The sequence below is a fragment of the Pseudoprimorskyibacter insulae genome (assembly GCF_900302505.1).
Lineage (GTDB): Bacteria > Pseudomonadota > Alphaproteobacteria > Rhodobacterales > Rhodobacteraceae > Pseudoprimorskyibacter > Pseudoprimorskyibacter insulae.
Window position 1 is genome coordinate 441502 of sequence record NZ_OMOJ01000001.1, and the last position, 23319, is coordinate 464820.

The 23319-nt window shown below is 61.2% G+C and carries 21 protein-coding genes; 13 read left to right on the forward strand and 8 right to left on the reverse strand.

Going from position 1 to position 23319, the window contains the following annotated elements; translation table 11 throughout:
• Positions 1-8 precede the first annotated feature (8 nt).
• Both ruvB and PRI8871_RS02345 read left to right on the forward strand, forming a co-directional pair.
• Positions 9-1046, forward strand: a complete 1038-nt coding sequence (gene ruvB / locus PRI8871_RS02340) for a Holliday junction branch migration DNA helicase RuvB (protein ID WP_108884565.1) — start codon at positions 9-11, stop codon at positions 1044-1046.
• Between the two features lie 129 nt (positions 1047-1175).
• Positions 1176-2141, forward strand: coding sequence for a LysR family transcriptional regulator (locus tag PRI8871_RS02345; RefSeq protein ID WP_108885181.1), 966 nt, complete (start codon positions 1176-1178; stop codon positions 2139-2141).
• Here PRI8871_RS02345 and PRI8871_RS02350 read toward each other — a convergent pair.
• A complete protein-coding gene (locus PRI8871_RS02350; protein WP_108884566.1) occupies positions 2138-2908 on the reverse strand; it encodes an alpha/beta fold hydrolase in 771 nt (256 codons plus the stop codon). The two genes, PRI8871_RS02345 and PRI8871_RS02350, sit on opposite strands and share 4 nt — an antisense overlap.
• A gap of 102 nt (positions 2909-3010) precedes the next feature.
• Here PRI8871_RS02350 and PRI8871_RS02355 point away from each other — a divergent pair, with 102 nt between their 5' ends.
• Positions 3011-3358, forward strand: a complete 348-nt coding sequence (locus tag PRI8871_RS02355; protein WP_146188633.1) for a hypothetical protein — start codon at positions 3011-3013, stop codon at positions 3356-3358.
• A 3-nt stretch (positions 3359-3361) separates the two neighbouring features.
• Here PRI8871_RS02355 and PRI8871_RS19490 read toward each other — a convergent pair whose 3' ends face one another.
• Positions 3362-3517, reverse strand: a complete 156-nt coding sequence (locus tag PRI8871_RS19490; RefSeq protein WP_181389345.1) for a hypothetical protein — start codon at positions 3515-3517, stop codon at positions 3362-3364.
• A 155-nt stretch (positions 3518-3672) separates the two neighbouring features.
• Positions 3673-4968 carry a serine hydroxymethyltransferase gene (gene glyA / locus PRI8871_RS02360; protein ID WP_108884568.1) on the reverse strand — a complete coding sequence of 432 codons (1296 nt, stop codon included), beginning with the start codon at positions 4966-4968 and terminating at the stop codon, positions 3673-3675.
• A 168-nt stretch (positions 4969-5136) separates the two neighbouring features.
• Between glyA and PRI8871_RS02365 the strand changes: the two genes are divergently transcribed.
• Positions 5137-5898: an NAD kinase gene (locus PRI8871_RS02365; RefSeq protein ID WP_108884569.1), complete on the forward strand. Its 762-nt coding sequence runs from the start codon at positions 5137-5139 to the stop codon at positions 5896-5898.
• A 183-nt stretch (positions 5899-6081) separates the two neighbouring features.
• Positions 6082-6285 carry a CsbD family protein gene (locus PRI8871_RS02370; RefSeq protein WP_108884570.1) on the forward strand — a complete coding sequence of 68 codons (204 nt, stop codon included), beginning with the start codon at positions 6082-6084 and terminating at the stop codon, positions 6283-6285.
• A 117-nt stretch (positions 6286-6402) separates the two neighbouring features.
• On the opposite strand, the gene prpE is transcribed toward PRI8871_RS02370, so the two are convergent.
• Complete coding sequence (gene prpE / locus PRI8871_RS02375) at positions 6403-8295, reverse strand: propionate-CoA ligase PrpE (RefSeq protein ID WP_108884571.1); 1893 nt, start codon at positions 8293-8295, stop codon at positions 6403-6405.
• Positions 8296-8615: 320 nt separating this feature from the next.
• Complete coding sequence (locus PRI8871_RS02380; RefSeq protein WP_108884572.1) at positions 8616-10895, reverse strand: NADP-dependent malic enzyme; 2280 nt, start codon at positions 10893-10895, stop codon at positions 8616-8618.
• Positions 10896-11200: 305 nt separating this feature from the next.
• Between PRI8871_RS02380 and PRI8871_RS02385 the strand changes: the two genes are divergently transcribed.
• From PRI8871_RS02385 to PRI8871_RS02410, 6 genes are all read left to right on the forward strand, one after another.
• Positions 11201-11593 carry a cytidine deaminase gene (locus PRI8871_RS02385; protein ID WP_108884573.1) on the forward strand — a complete coding sequence of 131 codons (393 nt, stop codon included), beginning with the start codon at positions 11201-11203 and terminating at the stop codon, positions 11591-11593.
• Between the two features lie 3 nt (positions 11594-11596).
• The gene (locus PRI8871_RS02390) at positions 11597-12901 is read left to right on the forward strand and encodes a thymidine phosphorylase (RefSeq protein ID WP_108884574.1); all 1305 of its coding nucleotides are present in this window, start codon (positions 11597-11599) and stop codon (positions 12899-12901) included.
• On the forward strand, positions 12898-14103 hold the full coding sequence (locus PRI8871_RS02395) for a phosphopentomutase (RefSeq protein ID WP_108884575.1): 1206 nt from the start codon (positions 12898-12900) through the stop codon (positions 14101-14103). Before PRI8871_RS02390 ends, PRI8871_RS02395 begins: the two co-directional genes overlap by 4 nt.
• Positions 14100-15086, forward strand: coding sequence for an adenosine deaminase (locus PRI8871_RS02400; protein WP_108884576.1), 987 nt, complete (start codon positions 14100-14102; stop codon positions 15084-15086). The genes PRI8871_RS02395 and PRI8871_RS02400 overlap by 4 nt, the downstream gene beginning before the upstream one ends.
• Positions 15083-15724 carry a uracil phosphoribosyltransferase gene (gene upp / locus PRI8871_RS02405; protein ID WP_108884577.1) on the forward strand — a complete coding sequence of 214 codons (642 nt, stop codon included), beginning with the start codon at positions 15083-15085 and terminating at the stop codon, positions 15722-15724. Before PRI8871_RS02400 ends, upp begins: the two co-directional genes overlap by 4 nt.
• Positions 15725-15790: 66 nt before the next feature.
• Positions 15791-17122, forward strand: coding sequence for an SPOR domain-containing protein (locus tag PRI8871_RS02410; protein ID WP_181389346.1), 1332 nt, complete (start codon positions 15791-15793; stop codon positions 17120-17122).
• A 13-nt stretch (positions 17123-17135) separates the two neighbouring features.
• On the opposite strand, the gene PRI8871_RS02415 is transcribed toward PRI8871_RS02410, so the two are convergent.
• Positions 17136-18155 (reverse strand): hypothetical protein, encoded by a 1020-nt coding sequence (locus PRI8871_RS02415; protein ID WP_108884579.1) that lies wholly within the window; start codon positions 18153-18155, stop codon positions 17136-17138.
• A gap of 66 nt (positions 18156-18221) precedes the next feature.
• Positions 18222-19847, reverse strand: coding sequence for an AMP-binding protein (locus tag PRI8871_RS02420; RefSeq protein WP_108884580.1), 1626 nt, complete (start codon positions 19845-19847; stop codon positions 18222-18224).
• Positions 19848-19971: 124 nt separating this feature from the next.
• Here PRI8871_RS02420 and PRI8871_RS02425 point away from each other — a divergent pair, with 124 nt between their 5' ends.
• Both PRI8871_RS02425 and PRI8871_RS02430 read left to right on the forward strand, forming a co-directional pair.
• Positions 19972-20622 carry a sulfotransferase family 2 domain-containing protein gene (locus tag PRI8871_RS02425; RefSeq protein WP_108884581.1) on the forward strand — a complete coding sequence of 217 codons (651 nt, stop codon included), beginning with the start codon at positions 19972-19974 and terminating at the stop codon, positions 20620-20622.
• Between the two features lie 152 nt (positions 20623-20774).
• A complete protein-coding gene (locus PRI8871_RS02430; protein WP_108884582.1) occupies positions 20775-20966 on the forward strand; it encodes a hypothetical protein in 192 nt (63 codons plus the stop codon).
• A 144-nt stretch (positions 20967-21110) separates the two neighbouring features.
• On the opposite strand, the gene PRI8871_RS02435 is transcribed toward PRI8871_RS02430, so the two are convergent.
• Positions 21111-23306, reverse strand: coding sequence for a 3-hydroxyacyl-CoA dehydrogenase NAD-binding domain-containing protein (locus PRI8871_RS02435; RefSeq protein ID WP_108884583.1), 2196 nt, complete (start codon positions 23304-23306; stop codon positions 21111-21113).
• Positions 23307-23319: the final 13 nt, after the last annotated feature.

A 23319-nucleotide genomic window follows, 5' to 3' on the forward strand; every position in this document is an offset into this window, starting at 1 on the left:
AGGCCCGCATAATGGAGAGCGATCCAACCCTGCGCCCGGAACGGCTTCCTGAGGATCAGGACCGCGCCCTGCGCCCGCAATCGCTTGATGAATTCGTGGGGCAGGCCGACGCGCGCGCAAACCTGCGCGTGTTCATCCAATCGGCCAAAATGCGCGGCGAGGCGATGGACCACACGCTGTTCCACGGCCCGCCGGGTCTAGGTAAAACCACGCTGGCGCAGATCATGGCGCGCGAATTGGGCGTGAACTTTCGCATGACCTCGGGCCCGGTTCTGGCCAAGGCAGGCGATTTGGCGGCGATCCTGACCAACCTTGAGGCGCGGGACGTTCTGTTCATCGACGAAATTCACCGCCTGAACCCGGCTATCGAAGAAGTCCTGTATCCCGCGATGGAGGATTATGAGCTGGATCTGGTGATCGGCGAAGGCCCTGCTGCGCGAACGGTGCGGATCGAACTTCAGCCCTTTACGCTGGTCGGGGCGACCACGCGGCTTGGTCTGCTGACAACGCCGCTGCGCGACCGTTTCGGCATTCCGACGCGGCTGCAATTCTACACGGTCGAAGAACTGAACCACATCGTCACCCGCAACGCGATGAAGCTGGGCGCCCGCGCCGATGAGGCCGGGGCCCGCGAAATCGCCCGCCGCGCCCGCGGAACGCCGCGTATCGCAGGCCGCCTGCTGCGCCGGGTTGTGGATTTCGCCTTGGTCGAAGGCGACGGCGTTGTCACCCGCGAACTGGCCGATCACGCGCTGAACCGCCTTGGCGTCGATGACATCGGTCTGGATAGTGCTGACCGGCGCTATATGACTTTAATTGCTGAGAATTATGGCGGCGGCCCGGTGGGTATTGAAACGATATCCGCCGCACTTTCCGAAAGCCGCGATGCCTTGGAAGAAGTCATTGAGCCATTTCTTTTGCAACAAGGTTTAATTCAAAGAACGCCGCGTGGGCGAATGCTTGGTCATAAAGGTTGGGCGCATTTGGGTCTATCCGCACCAAAAATAGCCGAACAGGCAGAGTTGTTCTCGAAAGATAGTTCATAATAATGTATTAGCGCAGGGGCGGCTTGCCTTTTAGGGGTGGAAGGCAATTGAAACAGTCGCTTGAGGTGTGTGTAAGCGCAAACGGTAATGCGACATTGTTCGTCGCTTTTTGTGATTGGGGAGGTGGTCATGCTGATGAAAGGTGTGACCCTACGTGGGTTAGAGGTTTTTGAAGCGCTGGCAGCAACTGGGTCGGTTGCGCAGACGGCAGAATTGACCGGGCTTAGTCAGCCCGCTGTCAGCCAGCAAATTCGAAACTTGGAAACGGCATTGGGCGTCGATCTGGTCGATCACGGGCGCCGCCCCATGACAATGACCTCAGCCGGGCGCGGATTTCTGTCGCGCACGCAGACGGTTCTGTCGCAATTGCGGATCGCGCAGAACGAATTGACGGTCATGGATCTAAGCCATCTGAACAAGCTCAACCTTGGTATGATCGACGATTTCGACAATGATCTGACGCCGCAACTGGTGACGATCTTGGCCGAAAACATGGCCCATTGCCAATTCAAGCTGGTCACGGCGCCAAGCCTCGACATTCTGGACGGGATGCAATCGGGCCAGTTGCATCTGGCCGTGGCCGCCAGCCCCGATCAATTGCCCGACGGGGTGGCGCAATATCCGCTGGCGCAAGACCCGTTCATGATCGTGGCTCCGCGCGGAGCGCTGTCGCAGCACGGCTCGGTCGAGGCGATCATGCAGGCCATGCCCTTGCTGCGTTATGACAGTGAACAGCTGATCGGCCAGAAGATTGAGGCGCATCTGGCCCGCCTAGGCCAAAACTTCCCGGAACGGTTTGAAATCGGCTCGCATCAATCGCTGATGACGCTGGTGTCACGCAATGTCGGCTGGACAATCACAACACCGCTGGGCTTCATGCGGGCCGAACGGTTCCACCCCGAGATTGAGGCGCTACCCCTGCCGTTTGAGCCGTTTTCGCGCGATATTGTCTTGTTGGCCAGCGACGACTGGACAGACCGCGTGCCACGCGACGTGGCCCGTACCGTCAGCGGGTTGATGCAGGATCTGGTGATCACCCCGGCCAAGCGGCTGTTGCCGTGGCTGGAAGGCAGCCTGCGTCTGCTGGGCGACTAGGCTTTTTCAACCGCGTTCAGAAACGCCCGGACCGAAGCCTCAAATTCACGCGGTTTTTCCGCGTGAAGCCAATGGCCCGCGCCCGGCAATTTCGCAAACCGCGCCTTGGGGAACAAGTCGCGGATGCGCGGGCGATGCTCTGGCAGCACGTAATTGCTTTCGGCACCGGTCAAAAACAGCGTCGGCCCGCCGAATTGCCCGCTCACTTCAGGAAAGCTCAGGATCTGCTCCATATTGGCTGCCAGACTGTCCAAGTTCAGCTTCCAAGTCTTATTGGCCACGTCCAAAGACTGGGTGAAAAAGCTTTGCAGCGTTTTTTCCGGCACCAGTTTGGCCAATTGCTCTACCGCGTCCGACCGGCGCTCGACACGGTCCAGATCCACAGCGCGCATCGCCTCAATGTATTGCATCTGCGAATGGCCATAGGTCACAGGCGCGATATCGGCGGCGATCAGGCTGCGCACCAAGTCAGGGCGCGATAGGGCCAACACCATCGACGCCTTGCCGCCCATGGAATGGCCCAGCACATCCGCACGGCCCCCCAGCGCCTCGATCACCTCGGCCAGATCGCTGGCCATCGCCGCATAGCTGTGAACGTCGCTGCGCGGGCTGTCGCCGTGATTGCGCTGATCGACGGCCACCACCAACCGCTCATCCGACAGACGCTTGGCGATAACGCCCCAGTTCCGGGCCGATCCATATAGCCCATGCACAATCACCAAAGGCGGCTGCGATGTCGCGGTTCCGTGGGAAATTGTGTTCAGCATGCGCGTTCCGTGAATAATATAGCGTCCAACCCGCCAAGGGTTGAGCCGCCTATAGCACAGCAGTAATCATAGCACATGGTTGAATCGCCCGACGCCGGCCGCATGGTCGCCAAATTGAACACGCTTCTGGAAAAGAAGTTCGGTGCGCGGCGCGGCACGCTGGAACGGCGTGTGCGCAAGGCGGGCCGCCGGCTTCCGGCCTCGGTGCGCCGCGATCTGGCTGAGGTGGCCAAAACCGCGAAACTGGCGGAAAATCCCAAATTGGCGCGCCAGATTGACCCGGCCAAAATGACCGCTGCCTATGACCGCGCGCTCAAGCACCTAAACGCCATCGACGTCGCCGACCGCCGCAAAGGCGCGATCCTTGGCGCTTTGGGCGTGACCTCATTCAACCTGATCGTGGTCTTTGCCGTGCTGATCGTCCTGCTGATCTGGCGCGGCTTTCTGTGATCCTCACAGCGCGCTAAGCGGCGCCTGAACGATCTTCCCGGCAGATTGAAAGGCGACCGGTGCATCCGCAGACTGGCCGCAATCCGACGCCTGAACGACCAGCCCCAGCGCCACAACGGCCGCAGTCAAAGGCAAAGAAAACTGTGTTGGAATGCGCATCTATCTGTCCCCGTTGCAAAACCTTTGGAACTGATACGCAGGAAGTCAGAAAATCCGTCGCCGCAGGGCGCGCTATTGCTATTTTCTGACCAAAAATATTCCTCGGGGGAGTGTGAGGGGGCAGACAGCCCCCTCACTGCAAGATCAACAAGCGATCAAAGCTCAGGATAGAGCGGGAACTGCTTGCACAGCGCCTCGACCTCGGCTTTCACCTTGGCTTCAACCTCGCCATTGCCCTCTTCACCGTTCGCAGCCAGACCATCGACCACTTCGACGATCCAATCGGCGATCTGGCGGAACTCGGCTTCACCGAAACCGCGGGTGGTGCCCGCCGGGGTGCCAAGACGCACGCCCGAGGTGACCATTGGCTTTTCTGGATCGAACGGAATGCCGTTCTTGTTGCAGGTGATGTGCGCGCGGCCAAGGGCTTTCTCGGTCGCGTTGCCCTTCACGCCTTTGGGGCGCAGGTCAACCAGCATCACGTGGGTGTCGGTACCGCCGGTCACAATGTCCAGACCGCCCTTCATCAGCTGATCGGCCAGCGCAACGGCGTTGGCACGAACCTGCTTTTGATAGGCTTTGAACTCGGGGCGCAGCGCCTCACCGAAGGCCACAGCCTTGGCGGCGATCACGTGCATAAGGGGGCCGCCCTGAATGCCCGGGAAAATGGCCGAGTTCACCTTCTTGGCGATCTCTTCGTTGTTGGTCAAGATCATGCCGCCACGCGGACCGCGCAGGGTCTTGTGGGTGGTGGTGGTGGCCACGTCGGCATAGGGGAAGGGCGAGGGGTGCTCGCCCGCGGCCACGAGGCCGGCAAAGTGTGCCATATCGACCATCAGCAATGCGCCAACGCTGTCGGCAATCTCGCGCATCTTGGCGAAATCCACCTGACGCGGAATGGCCGAACCGCCCGCGATGATCAGCTTGGGTTTATGTTCGTTCGCCAGTTCCTGCACCTGATCGTAATCGATGCGGCTGTCTTGCTGGCGCACGCCGTACTGGATGGCGTTGAACCACTTGCCCGACTGGTTCGGCTTTGCGCCGTGGGTCAGGTGGCCGCCTGCGTCCAGCGACATGCCAAGAATGGTGTCGCCGGGCGTCAGAAGCGCTTGGTACACGCCTTGGTTCGCTTGGCTGCCCGAGTTGGGCTGAACGTTGGCGAATTCACAGCCAAACAGTTCCTTGGCGCGTGCAATGGCCAGGTTTTCAGCCACGTCTACCCAATCGCAGCCGCCATAGTAGCGGCGGCCCGGATAACCTTCGGCGTATTTGTTCGTCATCACCGAACCTTGGGCTTCCATCACAGCGCGGCTGACGATGTTTTCCGAGGCGATCAGTTCGATCTCATGGCGCTGACGACCAAGTTCGCCGGTGATCGAGGCAAACAGTTCAGGGTCGCGGCTGGATAGGCTTTCAGTGAAAAAGCCGGTGTCACGGTGAGGGGCAGTCATCGGCGCGTCTCCGTTGGGTCAGATTCTGGATGGCGGCTTCCTAATGCAGAAGAGCGGCCCCGCAAAGGCCCCAAAGCGACATATGACCCAAATGCCGCGCCAACTCTGGTGTCTGGAGGGAACTTATGATTGTTTTGGAACGAAGATACCGCCGGAAGGAAACAATTGATGTCGTTACGCATCGCCTTTGCCGCGAGCAATGCGCCGATTGCACAAGCTGCGAAGGCATCGCTGACGCGGCGCTATGGGGATCATGCCGAACAGGGGGCGGATGTGATCGTCGCGCTTGGCGGGGATGGGTTCATGCTGGCCACGCTGCACCGGACGCAGAACCTTGATGTGCCGGTCTATGGGATGAACCGGGGCACCGTGGGTTTCCTGATGAACGAATATTCCGAGCACCTGTTGGAAGAACGTCTGGAGGCGGCCGAAGAAGAGCAGATCAACCCGCTGTCGATGAAAGCCACCTGCACCGACGGTATGGTGCATGAGGCGCTGGCAATCAACGAGGTGTCCATGCTGCGGGCTGGCCCGCAGGCCGCGCGGCTGCGGATTTCTGTGGATGACAAGCTGCGCATGTCCGAGCTGGTCTGCGACGGGGCGCTGGTGTCGACCCCTGCGGGGTCTACGGCCTATAACTATTCGGCGCATGGTCCGATCCTGCCCATCGGGTCGGATGTTCTGGCCCTGACGGCGGTGGCCGCGTTCCGTCCGCGCCGCTGGCGCGGGGCGCTGTTGCCGAAAACGGCGCTGGTGACCTTCGAAGTGCTGGAACACGAAAAGCGCCCGGTGATGGCCGAGGCAGACAGCCGGTCGGTGCCGAATGTCCTGCGGGTCGATATCCAGTCGGAGCCGTCGATCATTCACCGCGTCCTGTTTGATCCGGGCCACGGGTTGGAAGAACGCCTGATCCGAGAGCAATTCGTTTAAGCGTTGAAGCGATTCAGATTGTAAGGTCCGTTTTGGGAACGGATCTGCGATCCGTGCGAGGGGCGCTGCCCCTCGTGCTCCCCGGAGGATTTATAGAAAGATGAAGGGGGGCGGGAACGTTTCCCCCAGTCCTGCGTTGTTTGTTCAAGAGGCCGATCTGGCCGCAATGAACAGGAGACCGATATGGACTGGAATGTTGTTGAAGGTAAGTGGAAGCAACTGAAAGGCGAGGCGCAGGCCCGCTGGGGGAAGCTGGCGGATGATGATTTGGATGTCATCGAAGGCAATCGCGAAAAGCTGGTTGGCAAGCTTCAGGAAAAATACGGCTATGCCAAAGAAGAAGCTGAGCGCGAGGTCGATGATTTCAAGACGCGCACGGCGGCCTGATTGGCATCCCTGCTGTAGAATTTGGCACGTTTAATGAGTATACCCCGGCGCCCCCGCCGGGGTTTTTCGCATAGAAAAAGGGCCGCGTTCTCGCGGCCCCGGCACTGGTTACAAACCTCAGGCTGTTGCGTAGCCGATGGTTTGAAGTGCCTCGCGGATTTCATCGAGGATCGCCGGATCGTCGATGGTTGCGGGCATTTTGAACTCTTCATTGTCGGCGATCTTCACCATGGTCGCGCGCAGGATCTTGCCCGAGCGGGTTTTTGGCAAACGGTCGACCACAACGGCCAGTTTGAAGGCGGCCACCGGGCCGATCTTGTCGCGGACCAGCTTGACCACTTCTTTGACGATCTCGGCATGTTCGCGGTTGGTGCCTGCGTTCAGGCACAGGAAGCCAACGGGCAATTGGCCCTTAAGCTGATCCGTCACGCCAATCACCGCGCATTCGGCCACGTCGGGGTGGCTGGCCAGCACTTCTTCCATGCCGCCGGTCGACAGGCGGTGGCCCGCGACGTTGATCACGTCATCGGTGCGCGCCATGATGTATAGGTAGCCGTCTTCGTCCATCATGCCTGCATCGCCGGTTTCGTAGTAGCCGGGGAAGGTGTTCAGGTAGGATTTGCGGAACCGGTCTTCGGCGTTCCACAGGGTCGGCAGGGTGCCCGGAGGCAGCGGCAGTTTGATCGCGATTGCGCCAAGGGTGCCAGCGGGAACCGGGTGGCCCGCATCGTCGAGGATCTGCACGTCATAGCCCGGCATCGGAACCGAAGGCGAGCCGATCTTGACCGGCAGCTCTTCGATGCCGAGCGGGTTGGCGGCGATGCCCCAGCCGGTTTCGGTTTGCCACCAATGGTCGATGACCGGAACCTTTAGCTGGTCCTGCGCCCAGACAATGGTGTCGGGGTCGGCGCGTTCGCCTGCCAGATACACGGCCTTCAGGCCGGACAGGTCGTATTTCTTGACGAACTCGCCCTTTGGGTCTTCGCGCTTCACCGCGCGGAAGGCGGTGGGGGCGGTGAAGAAGGACTTGACCTTATGTTCCTGGATGACGCGCCAGAAGGTGCCTGCATCGGGGGTGCCAACCGGTTTGCCCTCAAACACAATAGTCGTGTTGCCGTTGATCAGCGGGGCGTAGCAGATATAGCTGTGGCCCACGACCCAGCCCACGTCCGACGCGGCCCAGAACACATCGCCGGGATCGACGTTGTAGATGTTCTTCATCGTCCAGTTCAGCGCCACCAGATGGCCGCCGGTGTGGCGAACGACGCCCTTGGGCGCGCCCGTGGTCCCCGAGGTATAAAGGATATAGGCCGGGTGGTTGCCTTCGACCGGGACGCATTCCGCAGGCTCAACGCCATATTGGAAGCCGTGCCAGTTATAGTCGCGGCCTTCGATCAGCTTGGCCACTTCCTGTTCGCGCTGGAAGACCACGGTGAAGTCGGGCTTGTGTTTGGCCAGATCAATCGCGCCGTCCAGCAGCGGTTTGTAATGCACCACGCGGTTCGGCTCTAGCCCGCAGGAGGCGGCGATGATCGCCTTGGGCTTGGCGTCGTCGATCCGCACGGCCAATTCGTTGGCGGCAAACCCGCCGAACACCACCGAGTGGACCGCACCAAGGCGGGCGCAGGCCAGCATGGCCTCAAGCGCTTCGGGGATCATCGGCATGTAGATGATAACGCGGTCGCCCTTTTCGATCCCTTTGGCACGCAGCGCACCGGCAAGGTTGGCCACGCGGTTGCGCAGTTCAACATAGCTGATTTCGCGCTTGGTGTGGGTGATCGGGCTGTCATAGATAATGGCGGTTTGTTCGCCGCGGCCCGCTTCGACATGGCGATCCACGGCGTTCCAGCACGTGTTCACCTTGGCATCGGCGAACCATTCGTACAGGCCATTGCCTTTGTCAAAAAGCGCTTGCTTCGGAGCCTCGTCCCAGTCGATGGCCTGAGCGGCCTCCATCCAGAAGGCTTCGGGGTCGGACTTCCAGCTGCTGTAAACATCTTTGTAGGACATTGGTACTCCTCCTCAACAGATAGGAATGTGTTAAGGATCGCGCCCGGTTTGACGCAAGTCTGTTACCGACAGACAGGACAGAATACCGCAGAGAATTTGCAGAAACTGCGGCGAAAGGTCTGCAAATTTTTGCAAAGCCAAAATCTTGCGCGATGTTCTTGGGAAATTTCGGTGGAATTGCAAATTAGCAAACTGGACCTTAGCAAAGTCCCGAGAATCGCGCTTACCATGCAAATCCGGGCTGTTTGACAAAATCGGCATAACCAAAGCCCCAATGCCAGCGGCATTGGGGCTTTGATTGGTCGGAGCCTAAGCCAAACTTAACCGTAGGCTTGAACCGGTGTGCCTGCGATGGCCGCCATGTTCAGCAAACCGCGCGGCGTGATCGATGGGGTGACGATGTGCGCGCGGTTGCCCATGCCCATCAGGATCGGCCCCACTTCAAGTCCGCCGGCTTTCATCTTTAGCATGTTTCGCGCGGCCGAGGCGGCATCGGCATGACCAAAGATCAGCACGTTGGCCGCGCCTTCCATCCGGTTGCCCGGCAGCAGGCGTTCGCGCAATTCGCCGTCCAAGGCCACATCTACCGGCATTTCGCCTTCGTAGATAAAGTTGTGCGACCCGGTGTTCAGGATCTCCATCGCGTCGCGCAGGCGCTTGCCCGATCCTTCGGTCTGGTTGCCGAACTGCGATTGCGAACAGAAGGCGATCTTGGGGGTCAGGCCAAAACGGCGCACGTGGCGGGCGGCACCGATTGCGACCTGGGCCAATTGTTCCGGCGTGGGCAGTTGCCAGACGTGCGTGTCGGCGATGAACAGCGGCCCATCCTCAAGGATCATCAGCGACAGCGCGCCGTTCGGGTGCAGTTCCTTGGTTTCCAGCAATTGGCTGACATAGTTCAAATGCCAACGATATTCGCCGAAGGTGCCGCAGATCAGGCTGTCTGCTTCACCGCGATGCACCATGACGGCGCCAATCGCGGTAGTGTTGGTGCGGATGATGGTCCGCGCCAGATCTGGCGTTACGCCGCGACGGGCCATCACACTGTGATAGGTTTCCCAATAGTCGCGGTAGCGCGGATCGTTTTCCGGGTTCACGATCTGGAAATCGCGATCGGGGCGCACGGTCAGGCCATAGCGTTCACAGCGGGCCTCGATCACCTCGGGGCGGCCAATCAGGATCGGCGTTTCGGTGGTTTCTTCCAAAATGGCCTGCGCGGTGCGCAGCACGCGCTCGTCTTCGCCCTCGGCAAAGACAATTCGGCGCGAGGCGGTGCGCGCGGCCTCAAACACCGGGCGCATCAGCATGGCCGACTTATAGACCGACTGATCCAGCTTTTGCTTATAGGCGGCCAGATCAGTCAGAGGCCGCGTCGCCACACCGCTTTCCATCGCGGCCTTGGCCACGGCGGTGGACACAACGCCCGACAGGCGCGGGTCAAACGGTTTGGGGATCAGGTAATCGGCCCCGAATGTCAGTTGTTCGCCCTTATAGGCGGCGGCGGCCTCGGCGCTGGTGGTGCGGCGGGCCATGGCGGCGATGCCTTCGACACAAGCGATTTGCATCTCGTCGTTGATCTCAGTCGCGCCCACGTCCAGCGCCCCACGGAAGATGAACGGGAAACACAGAACGTTGTTCACCTGATTGGGGAAGTCGCTGCGGCCCGTGGCGATGATCGCATCGGGGGCCACTTCGCGGGCCTCATCGGGCATGATTTCCGGCGTCGGGTTGGCCAGCGCGAAAATGATCGGGCGCTTGGACATCTTGGCGACCATTTCGGGCTTCAATACGCGCGGACCGGACAGGCCAAGGAACAGGTCAGCCCCGTCAACCACATCGTCCAGCGTTCGCAGGTCGGATTTTTGGGCAAAGGCGGCCTTCTGCGGGTTCATATCCTCGGCGCGGCCTTCGTAAACCAGCCCGTGAATGTCACAGAGCCAGATGTTTTCGCGCTTCACGCCCAGTTTTACCAGCATGTTGAGGCAGGCAATCCCCGCCGCGCCGCCGCCGGTCGACACGATCTTGATATCTTCAAACGACTTGCCCGCCACATGCAGCGCATTGGTTGCAGCCGCGCCCACAACAATGGCTGTGCCGTGCTGGTCATCGTGGAAAACGGGGATGTTCATCCGTTCACGGCAAATTCGTTCAACGATAAAGCAATCTGGCGCTTTGATGTCTTCAAGGTTGATCGCGCCGAAGGTCGGCTCAAGCGCGCAGACGATATTGGCCAGCTTTTCAGGGTCCGGTTCGTTCACTTCGATGTCAAAGCAATCGATGTTTGCGAACTTCTTGAACAGGACGGCTTTGCCCTCCATCACCGGCTTTGAGGCTAGCGCGCCGATGTTGCCAAGGCCCAGAACAGCGGTGCCGTTCGAGACCACGGCAACCAAGTTTCCGCGTGATGTGTACCGCGCCGCATTGGCCGGATCGTCCTTAATTTCAAGGCATGCCTCGGCCACGCCCGGCGAATAGGCGCGGGATAGATCGCGGCCATTGGCAAGCGGCTTGGTCGCCCGGATCTCAAGTTTACCGGGCTTCGGGTTCTCGTGATAAAATAGCGCGGCCTGACGCAGCGACTCTTTGTTGGAATCGGACATTTTTCCCCTCCGGAAAATTTGGTTTAGCCTTAAACCTTTTCTGGATTGAGCGAAACAGGGTTTCGCTGCGGTATATTTTCGCGGCTGTGTTTCACCGATACGCGGAGGGGCGGGCGGGGCAAAACGCGCTTTGTTGGGTCTATCAAGCCCGCTCTGCCGCGGCCTCGCAAGCAAAACCTGCCGATGGCGATGTTTCGCGCATTTCGCCCCAAGACCGAGGTTCCGTCGCGGACTTGCTAGCCTGCTCTTGCATTCGCCGCGCGGCCTGCGCACGATAGTTTGACCAACCGATCAAAGAGGTCGCCATGTCGTTGAAAGACGCCGCCCGCGCCGTGCGCGAAAATGCCTACGCCCCGTATTCGAATTTCAAGGTCGGCGCAGCCCTGCGCACCGTTTCTGGCACTGTGTTTTCCGGCTGTAATGTCGAAAACGTCGCCTACCCCGAAGGCACCTGCGCCGAGGCTGGCGCAATTGCCGCCATGGCGGCGGCGGGCGAACGGCAGATCACCGAAGTGTACGTGGTGGCCGACAGCCCCAATCCGGTGCCGCCCTGTGGTGGGTGCCGTCAGAAACTGGCGGAATTTGCAGCAGGCGATGTGCCTGTGACCTTGGCGACGATGGCGGGCGACGAATTCCACACCACGGTCGCGCAATTGCTGCCTGGTGCCTTTGATGCCGGTCACATGGAGAATACCTGACCCATGGACGCCCGTGCGATTATCGCCACCGTGCGCAATGGCCAGACCCCCAGCCGGGATGAATTGCGCTGGTTTGCCCAAGGTTTGGCCGATCAATCTGTGTCTGACGCGCAGGCGGCGGCCTTTGCCATGGCGGTTCTGCTCAATGGTCTGAGCGAGGAGGGCCGCGTCGCGTTGACGCTTGGGATGCGCGATAGCGGCGATGTGCTGGCCTGGGATTTGGACGCGCCGGTGATCGACAAGCATTCCACCGGCGGCGTTGGCGATTGCGTGTCTTTGGTGCTGGCCCCGGCCTTGGCGGCCTGCGGGGCCTATGTGCCGATGATCTCGGGGCGGGGATTAGGCCATACCGGCGGCACGCTGGATAAGCTTGAGGCGATACCGGGCTATACAACACAGGTCGATGAGGACCGTTTGCATGACATTCTGGCCAAGGCGGGCTGTGCCATTGTTGGGGCATCGGCCAAGATCGCGCCTGCGGACAAACGCCTTTACGCGATCCGCGATGTCACGGCGACGGTCGAAAGCCTTGATCTGATCACCGCGTCGATCCTGTCGAAAAAACTGGCGGCAGGGCTTCAGGCGCTGGTGCTGGATGTCAAGGTCGGCACCGGCGCGTTTATGAAAACGCCCGATGAGGCGCGGGCCTTGGCGCAGGCGTTGGTCAGCACAGCCAATGCCGCTGGATGCCCGACGCGGGCGTTGATTACGGATATGAACACGCCCGTGGCCAATGCGCTTGGCAATGCGCTTGAGGTCGATAGCACGGTGCGCGTGTTGCGCGGCGATGAGGGCGGGCGCTTGCTTGATCTGTCGGCGGCCTTGGGCGGCGAAGTTCTGCACACTGCCGGTCTGGCCGATAGCGCCGAGGCGGGGGATGCCGCGATCCGGGCGTGCATCGCCAGTGGCGAGGCGGCAGACCGGTTCTCGCGCATGGTCTTTGCTCAAGGCGGCCCGCATGGGTTTCTGGAAACCGCCACGCGGTTCTTGCCCGAGGCCCCGGTGATCCGCGAAATCCCCGCGCCTGAGGGGGGGCATATATCCGCCATAAACGGTGAGGCGTTGGGGCTGGCGGTCGTGGCGCTTGGCGGCGGGCGTCAGGTCGAAAGCGATATCGTTGATCCGGCGGTCGGCCTGTCGGATGTTCTGGCGCTAGGGGCCAAGGTTGATAAGGGTCAGCCCTTGGCGCGGGTCCATGCCGCGCGGGTCGAACAGGCGGATGCCGCCGTTCGGGCGGTTCAGGCCGCAATGCGCATCGGCGCGGCCCCAGTTGCTGCGCCATTGGTTTACGAAAGGATCACCGAATGAGGGCCTTTCTGGTGGTGATCGACTCGGTCGGGATCGGCGGTGCGCCGGACGCGGGCCAGTTCTTCAATGGCAATCTGCCCGACACGGGCGCCAATACGGTTGCCCATATCGCGCAGGCCTGTGCCGAAGGCCGCGCCGATGATGGCCGGTCCGGCCCGCTGCACCTGCCGGTGATGGATGGGTTGGGCCTTGGCGCGGCGGTGCGTTTGGCCTCGGGCGATGATGCGCCGGGGCTGGGGGGCGAACCTGCCGGGCGCTGGGGCGCGGCGACCGAAACCTCGCCGGGCAAAGACACGCCCTCGGGTCATTGGGAAATCGCGGGCCTGCCCGTGCCGTGGGATTGGCATTACTTCCCCGACGCGCAGCCCGCCTTCCCCGAGGAGGTCACGCGCCGTGTGTGCGAACTGGCCGGAACCGATGGGATCTTGGGCAATTGCCACGGGTCGGGCACCGTGATGATCGACCAGTTCGGGGCCCAACATCTGCGGTCCGGCTGGCCGATTTGCTATACCTCGGCCGATAGCGTGTTCCAGATCGCCGCCCATGAAGAGGCGTTTGGCCTCGACCGTCTGCAACAGCTTTGTGCCGATCTGGCCCCGATGCTGCATGACATGCGTGTGGGCCGGGTGATCGCGCGGCCCTTCATTGGCGAAGTGGGATCGTTTGAGCGTACTGCGAACCGCCATGACTATGCCATCACGCCGCCCGCGCCGGTGCTGACCAATTGGGTGCAGGATGCGGGCCGCCGCGTTTATGCGATTGGCAAGATTGGCGATATCTTCACTATGCAAGGCATTGATGACGTGCGCAAAGGCAAAGACGGCGCATTGATGCAGCACCTCAATGATCTGGTGCATGAGGCCGAGGACGGAAGCTTGACCTTCGCCAATTTCGTCGAGTTCGACAGCCTTTGGGGCCATCGCCGCAACATCGCAGGCTATGCCCGCGCGCTGGAATGGTTCGACGCCGAAATCGGCAAGGTCATCGCCAAACTGCGTGACGGCGATCTGCTGATCATCACCGCCGATCACGGCAATGACCCCAGTTGGCCCGGCACCGACCACACCCGCGAACGCGTGCCGGTGCTGATCCATGGGGCCGGGCAGGGTAGCATCGGACAGGTTGCCTTTGCCGATATCGCGGCCTCGGTCGCCAAGCATCTGGGCGTGCCATCGCAAGGCCCCGGAAGGAGTTTTCTATGAGCCTCAAGGCCCTGCCAAAGGTTGAATTGCACCTTCATTTCGAAGGCGCTGCGCCGCCGTCGTTCATTCGCGGTTTGGCGCAGGAAAAATCAGTGAACCTGACGGGTGTGTTCAATGAGGATGGCAGCTATGCCTTCCGCGATTTCGTTCATTTCCTCAGCGTCTATGAGGCTGCGACCGAGGTTCTGAAAACCCCGCAGGATTTCGCCCGCCTGACCCGCGCCGTGCTGGAAGAAAGCGCCAACCATGGCGTCGTTTATACCGAAACCTTTCTGTCGCCCGATTTCTGCGGTGGGCGTGATCTGGGCGCATGGCGCGAATATCTACACGCCATTCAGGAAGAGGCCGCGGCGTGCGAACGTGACATGGGCATCACCCTGCGCGGCATCGTCACGCCGATCCGCCATTTCGGCCCCGAGAAGGCCAAAGAAACCGCGTTGTGTGCCGCTGAAACCGTCGGCGATTTCCTGACGGGCTTCGGCCTTGCGGGCGATGAGGCCAAGGGCAAGCCCAAGGATTTCGACTATAGTTTCGACATGGCGCGCGAGGCTGGTTTGCGGTTGACATGTCACGCGGGCGAATGGGGCGGGCCGCAATCGGTGCGCGATGCGGTGCGCGATCTGCGGGTCGAACGGATCGGCCATGGCGTGCGCGCGATTGAAGATCTGGCGCTGGTCGATGAGCTGGCTGAGAAGGGCATCGTGCTTGAGGTGTGCCCCGGATCGAACGTGGCCTTGGGACTGTACCGCAGTTTCCGCCATCACCCGATTGAAGAGTTGCGCAAACGTGAGGTCAAAGTCACCGTTTCCACCGATGACCCGCCGTTCTTCCACACCACGATGACGCGCGAATATGAGATGTTGAACGCGGCCTTCGAATGGAATGAGGACGATTTCAAAACCCTGAACCTTGCGGCGATTGATGCCGCATTTTGTGATGACGCGACCCGCGACCGGGTCCGCAAGCTGCTGGAGGCCGCATGAGCCACGATTTCCCCAACCTGACCGTCGTCAATCACCCGCTGGTGCAGCACAAGCTGAGCCTGATGCGGGAAAAGGACACCTCGACCAAGTCCTTCCGCCAATTGCTGCATGAAATCAGCCAATTGCTGGCCTATGAGGTCACCCGCAATTTGGAGCTGACGACCACCAAGATCGAAACCCCGATCTGCGAGATGGACGCCCCAACCATTGCGGGCAAGAAACTGGCGCTGATCTCGATCCTGCGGGCGGGGAACGGGTTGCTGGACGGCGTATTGGAGCTGATCCCCTCGGCCCGCGTGGGGTTTGTTGGCCTTTACCGCGATGAAGAAACGCTTCAGCCGGTCAAATACTACTACAAGGTGCCGGACTCGCTCGAAGATCGGTTGGTGATCGCGGTTGATCCGATGCTGGCGACGGGCAATTCTTCGGCGGCGGCGATTGACATGCTCAAGGAAAGCGGCGCGACGAATATCCGCTTTTTGTGCCTGCTGGCCGCGCCCGAAGGTGTCAAACGGATGCAAGAGGCACATCCGGATGTTCAAATTGTCACCGCAGCGCTGGATTCGCATCTGAACGAACTGGGATATATCGTTCCGGGACTAGGTGATGCGGGCGATCGCATGTTTGGGACTAAATAGGCGATACGCTTGCTTTACATGGTTGCCCAAACAAGGCACATTGATGGGGCATCTGTGGGGACAGCTATGACACGAAATCGCTTTGCCGCCTTGGCAATCTTTGCGGTGATGGCGGGGACTTCCGCCGCACCCGTCTTTGCGCAATCCGGCTCGGATTTGCCGGCCGAATTTCCGCCTGCCAGCTTCACCGGCAAGCAATACGTGGACAGCAAAGGCTGTGTCTTTGTTCGCGCCGGGATTGATGGCAGCACCACATGGGTGCCGCGCGTAACCCGCAGCCGCGAGGCGTTCTGCGGGGCGCAGCCGACTTTTGCCTCGGCTCCGGACACGACTGCGCCTGCTGCCAAACCCGCGCAAACCGCGCAGGCCGCGCCGGAAATCCTGGTGCCGCGTGCTGCGCCTAAGCCGGTCGCGGCTGATCCGGCCCCTGTGCCGGTTGCCGTTCGCCGCCCGGCCCCCGCGCCGCGCGTCTATGCCCCAGCGCCTGCACCCGTTCAGATCGCAGCGCCAACCGTGCGCACCATTCCTGCGCCGGTCGCCGTGGCCCCCCGCACTGTGATCGCATCCGCGCCGCAATTGCCGACCGCCAGCGCCCCCAAGATCCTGATCGCCGGGGCCTGCGGCAGCGCGAATGCCGCCCTGAACAAGTATCACGCCGGGAATGGCAGCGCTGGCCGTTGCGGCCCGCAGACGACTCCGCATGTGACCGTGGTCAGCGACAGCCGTCAGCGCGTTGTGACCACCACCGGAACCAACAAGGTCAAAACCGTCAGCACCCGTCAGGGCGAGGTGTATGGCCGCTACATCGCGACCGATTCAGTGCCCGGAACCACCCGCGTTCTGCCGCGTCACGTCTATGAAACGCGCGACAACACCTATGTGACCCCGCCCGCGGGCTACCGTCAGGTTTGGGAAGATGATCGCCTGAACCCACACCGCGCCAACATGAGCCTGAACGGCATTGCCCAGACGCAATTGGTCTGGACCAACACCGTGCCGCGCCGTTTGGTGAACAAACAGACGGGCAAGGATGTCTCGCATCTCTATCCCAAGTTGATCTACCCCTACACCGACTTGCAGACGCAGACCTATGCGCTGTCGACCAAGGGCAGTACCGTCACCAAGGTGGAACCGCGCATTTCCAGCCGGTCCGCCCCTGTGTCGCAAGCGATCAAACCCAGCTATGTGCAGATTGGCGCCTTCGCCGATCCGGCCCAAGCAAGCCGCGCCGTCGCGCAGCTTCGGGGGGCTGGCCTGCCGGTGAAATACGGGTTGTTCAAGAAAAACGGCCAGCCGATGAAGGCCGTTCTGGCCGGGCCGTACACCGACAAAACCGCGCTTCAGCGGGCCTTGGCCCACGCACGCGGCATCGGCTATTCGGCGGCGTTCATTCGTTGATCTGATGCGGGGCTTAGGCCCCGCAGATACCCTGCAGGCGCACCCAGTCCCCATCGCTAAGAACCGGCCCGCTGTCAGAAGATGCCAGCGGGTCTGCTTCGATCAAGCCCAGGGTCTGTTCGCCGGTCACATCCACCGCATAGGCATAGGGCCGGCTGCGCACGCCTGCTTTTTGGAAGGCGTCGATCAGCGCGGTCTCATCCACGGGAATGGGGGGCTGTGTCAGCATCCATTCGGCAAAGCTCTGCAAGCTTTTTTCCGGCATGGACCCAGAGGTCAGCAAGCGCAGGCTGGCCACCAGACCGGAATGTTGCAGCAGGTCGTCCAAGGGATCGCTGCGCTTTTGCCGGACGGTTTCAGCCAGAATATACCCGGCGGTGACATCAGGATCTTCGGGGTCTTCCACCAAGGCCCGGTTCAGCAGGATTTTCCCGCCGGGCAGGTGCGCGGTGTCCACCACGCCGCCGGGCAACACGACCAATAGATTGGCATCGCCCAACAGGCGTTCCGACAGATGTTGCAGGCCCACCCGCGCGGCGCTGTCGTTGCAGGGCTGGCCCGAAACGCGGATGATCCGGCCCAGCAGGGCATCGCCAATTTCGGCGCGTTTCGCAGGCGGCACCACCTTGACCGTGTGGCGCATGAGCGCCCCCGGAAGCCAGAACACCCCAAGGCTCAGCAGCACCGAGGACACGCCGCCAAACACATAAAGACGCAGCCGACCGGGTTTGGGCCTGCGCGATTCAACGACCCGGCGCACCTTGTCGATGGCCGCGATCATCTCCAGCTCATCCTCGCCCAGCTCCAGCGTTTCGCCGGGGCTGCCGTCGGGGTAGTAAATGGCCGGGGAATTGCCTTTGTTCGCCCGCGCGATCGCCGCCAAGGACCAATGGGCCAAGGCTTGGTCGCGGGTGTCGCTGATGGTCAGGCTGGCATCGCCAATCGACACGATCACATCGCGGCGTTGATCCTCGGGCGAGGCGCGCCACAGGCCCGCAGCCTCAAGTCGGATGTATTCCTGCAATGCTGTCATGATGGACTGCTCATTTTTTTAGCGATCCTAACATGACAGACGGGCGCGGGGCAATCTGCCAAGGGTTTAAAGCGTCTTGGCAATCTTGCGCAGTTCGAACTTCTGGATTTTCCCGGTCGAGGTTTTCGGAAGCTCTTGGAATACCACCTTTTTCGGTGTCTTGAACCCGGCCAGTTTGCTGCGGGCAAAGTCGATCATCTCTTCTTCGGTGGTTTGGGCATCGGGTTTCAATTCGACAAAAGCGCAAGGCACCTCGCCCCATTTGTCATCCGGCTTGGCGACCACCGCACAAAGGTTCACCGCCTCATGCCCCATCAGCGTGTTTTCCACCTCAACCGAGCTGATGTTTTCCCCGCCCGAGATGATGATATCCTTGGCCCGATCCGCGATTTGCAGGTGGCTGTCATCATGTACCACAGCGATGTCGCCAGTGTGGAAATAGCCGCCCTTGAACGCCTCGGCCGAGGCTTCGGGGTTCTTGAAATAGCCCTTCATCACGCCATTGCCGCGGAACATAATCTCGCCTTGGGATTTGGCGTCCCATGGGACTTCGGCCATTTCGGCATCCATCACGGTGACATGCTCGTAGATCGGCATGGCCACGCCCTGACGTGCCTTGACCGATGCACGATCATCGCCCTGAAGGTGGTCATTGGCCGGATCCCACAGCGCCTCAGTTCCGGGGCCATATGTTTCGGTCAGCCCGTACACTTGCGTGATGTGAAACCCCATCGGTTCGATCCGCGCCAAGGTGGCCGGGGCGGGCGGCGCACCGGCGGTGAACACTTCGACCGTGTGGTTGAACTCGCGGCGGTCCTCGGGCTTGGCGTTGACCAGCATGTTCAGCACGATCGGCGCGCCGCCCCAATGGGTCACGCCCTCATCCGCGACGGCGTCAAAGATCGCCTTGGCGGTGATATCGCGACAACAGACAATGGTTCCGCCCACGGCGGGCATCATCCACGTGTGGCACCAGCCGTTGCAGTGGAACAGCGGGACAATGGTAAGGTACACCGGGCGCAGCACCATGCGCCAGCTGATGATCTGGCCCATCGCATTCAGATAGGCCCCCCGGTGGTGATAGACCACGCCCTTGGGCTTGCCCGTGGTGCCCGAGGTGTAGTTCAGCGCAAGGCTTTCCCATTCGTCCTCGGGCATGATCCATTTAAAGCTGGCATTGCCCTCATCCAGCAGCGCCTCATAGGTCTGGTGCCGCCCCGAGGCGGAGAACCCAGCGTGCAGGTCCGGGCATTCGATGATCTCAGGCCCGTCGCCCTCCATCTGTTCCTTCGCGGCTTCGGCCACGGGCAGAAACTGCGTGTCGACAAGAACAATCTTGGCGCCGCCGTGACCGAAGATATAGGCGACCGTGTCCACATCCAATCGTGTGTTGATCGCATTCAGGATCGCCCCGCTGGCAGGCACGCCGAAATGCGCCTCGCAGTGCCAAGGCAGGTTGGGCAGCAGGGTCGCCACCACGTCGCCCGGCGCAATCCCGCGCTTTGCCAGCGCCGAGGCCAGCCGCGTGCAGCGGTCATAGTATTCGGCATAGGTCTTGCGGTGGGCGCCATAGACGACGGCTTCACGATCGGGAAAGACCTGTGCGGCGCGGCGCAACTTGGACAGCGGCGTCAGCGGTGTGTAATTCGCGCGGTTCTTTTCCAATCCGGTTTCGTCTGCTAGCCAGCCCATCGGGTCCTCCCTGGTCATTTCAGCGGATAATGCCGCGACTGGGCCAAGTGGAAAAGCCTGTAATGCTACATATCGCCCTGAACAGGGCATTCCCGGCCATGGCGAAGCATTGTAGAGTGATCGCATGATCATCTCGCCCGGCCGCCGCTTTCTATTCGTCCATATCCCCAAGACCGGCGGCACCTCGATGGCGGTGGCGCTTGAGGCGCGCGCGCATAAGGACGACATTCTGATCGGCGATACCCCCAAGGCGCAAAAGCGCAAAGCGCGGCTGAAGCATCTGGCGCCCAAGGGTCGGCTTTGGAAGCACAGCACCCTGGCCGATATCGACGGTATCCTGACCTCCGATCAGATTGCCGAGATGTTCAACGTCACGATTGTCCGCAACCCGTGGGACCGGGCCGTCAGCTATTACCATTGGCTGCAAGATCAAAGCTTTGACCATCCCGCCGTGGGCTTGGCGCAGAGGCTGGATTTCGCAGATTTCCTGCGCCACTCGCACACCTGCGCATCGCTGTCTGGCTGGCCCGCCGCCCGCTATATGACCGATGCCACGGGGGTGGAGCGGTGCAGCCACTATATCCGGCTAGAGCATCTGGCCGAAGATATCGCCCCGTTTGAAGCCCATCTTGGCTTCGGGTTGGACCTGGGGCAAGAGAACCGGTCGCAACGCGCGCGGGATTATCGCGGGTACTATGACGCGGCTTTGGCGGATCATCTGGGTACGCTTTGCGCCGAGGATATCGCGCGGTTTGGCTATCGCTTTGAGGGGTAACGCTGCTTAAAATCTGGGCGATCCCGCCGGGCAAATCACCCAATTTGAAGGGCTGCGGTCAAATCCCTTGGAGGCGGCGCATCCGCGCGGCATCATCGCCCTATCCGCTGTGGCGGAGGAGGACACAGCCATCCTGACCAAAGGACGGACCTATGTGTATCTCGACCGAAGCGTTGGCGCTGTTTCTGAACATGATCCTGCACACCCCCATGACGTCTGAGCCAGGGCGCATCACTATCCATGCCGAGGCGCGAAATGCCTATTGGGTCGCCGTAGGGGATCGTTGGTGCACCATGGCCCCACAGATTGATCGCATGGCCCGCCTTGAAGAGGTGGCGCAATAACTCTCGACGTGGTGCCTGTGGCAGGCCGGGGCCTTCGGCGAGAGGTATTTATGAGAAAGATGAAGGGATAGGCCCCCATTTCATCTTTCCGGCAAATACTCCCGCCGGAGGCGTCGAGGCCCCGGAATGGGGCCTCGATTGGGTTCAGGCGGCGTTGGCCTTTGCGCCGAAGCGTCCGTAGAAGCTCTGGCTTTTGTTGCTCATATCGCGCAGCAGGGGCGGGCAGGCAAAGCGGGCCCCGTGCTTTTCGGCCAGCGCGTCACAGCGTTCGGCGGCATAGGGCGAGCCGATGATGTCCAACCACGAGAACGGGCCGCCGGACCACGGTGCAAAGCCCCAGCCAAGGATCGCGCCCACGTCGCCTTCGCGGATGTCTTCCAGCACGCCTTCTTCCAGCGCACGGACGGCCTCAAGCGATTGCACGAACAGCAGGCGGTGCTGAACCTCGATCAGGTCGGGCTGAACTTCGGCTTGCGGGTATTGCGCGGCAACGGCAGCAGACAGGCCGGTGCGTTTGCCCTTGTCGTCATAGTCATAGAAACCCGCATTGGATTTGCGGCCCAGTCGGCCTTGGCCTTCCATCCAGAAGATCACCTCGTCCACCGCGCCGTCGGGATAGGCGTCGCCCATTCCCGCCTTGGTGGCGCGGGCGATCTTGGCGCCCAGATCAATCGAGGTTTCATCTACCAGCTGTAGCGGGCCCAGCGGCATTCCGACCATCTTGGCGGCATTCTCGATCAGTGCTGGGGCGATGCCCTCGGCGACCATGCGGATGCCTTCGTTGATGTAGGGAATGATGCAGCGGTTGGCGTAGAAGAACCGCGCGTCATTGACCACGATCGGCGTTTTGCGGATCTGGCGCACATAATCGAGCGCTTTGGCCACCGCGCGGTCACCCGTCTGCTTGCCCTTGATGATCTCAACCAGAGCCATCCGTTCCACCGGCGAGAAGAAGTGGATGCCGATGAACTGCTCGGGCCGTTTGCTGGCCTTGGCGAGCATCGAGATCGGCAGGGTCGAGGTGTTCGAGGCAAAGATGCAATCCTCGGGGATCACCGCCTCAACCGCTGCTGTCACCTCGGCTTTGACCTTTGGATCTTCGAACACCGCTTCGATGATCAGATCGGCATCGGCCAAAGCTGCGTAATCGGTGGTGGCCGTGATCAGGCTGAGGATTTGCTCTTTCTTTTCAGGCGTGGCTTTCTTGCGGGCAATGCCCTTGTCCATGTAGGCCTCAGCGTAGGCTTTGCCGCGATCTGCCGCTTCCTGTTTTTGGTCGATCAGCACAACCTGCATGCCTGCCTGCGCCGAGACCAGCGCAATGCCTGCGCCCATCATGCCTGCGCCCAGGACACCAACCTTTTTGACGCGCTGATCGGGCACGTCGGGGCGGTTTGCGCCTTTCTCCAGCGCCTCTTTGTTGATGAAGAGCGAACGGATCATCGCGCCCGAGGACGGGTTCATCAGAACATTGGTAAACCAGCGCGCTTCGATCTTGAGCGCGGTGTCGAAATCGACCATCGCGCCTTCGTAGACCGCCGACAGCATCGCCTTGGCCGCCGGATACACGCCCTTGGTCTTGCCGTTGACCATGGCCGAGGCGCCGACAAAGGTCATGAACCCCGCCGGGTGATAGGGCGCGCCGCCGGGCATCTTATAGCCCTTGGCATCCCACGGTTTCACCAGATCGGCGTCTTTGGCGTTCAGCACCCAATCCTTGGCGGCGGTCAGCGGATCTTCGACAACTTCGTCGATGATGCCCGCCATCTTGGCCTTCTTAGGCTCGCTCATCTTGCCTTCCAGCAGGAAGGGCGATGCGGTCATCGCGCCCAGCTTGCGCGTCAGCCGGGTGGTGCCGCCTGCGCCGGGGAAGATACCGACCATGATTTCCGGCAGGCCGATCTTGGCCTTGGGATTGTCGGCCGCGAAAATGCGATGGGTCGACAGTGGAAGTTCCAGCCCGATGCCAAGCGCGGTGCCGGGCAGGGCGGCGGCAATCGGCTTGCCGCCTTTCTTGGTCTTGGGGTCCATGCCCGCCAGTTCGATTTTGCGCAGCACGCCATGCATCCGCATGATGCCATCGAACAGCCCTTGGGCCGGGTTGTCGCCCGCCATGTCCTTCATCTTGGCGATGACGTTCAGGTCCATCCCGCCGGCAAAGCTGTCTTTTCCGCTGGTGATGACAATGCCCTTCACGGCCTCATCGGCCAGCGCATCGTCAATCAGCGCGTCAATCTCGGCCAGGCCTTCAAGGCTCAGCACGTTCATCGACTTGCCAGCAATATCCCAAGTGATAACGGCAACGCCGTCGTCGCCTTTGATCATGGTGAAATCGGTCATTGGTTCAATCTCC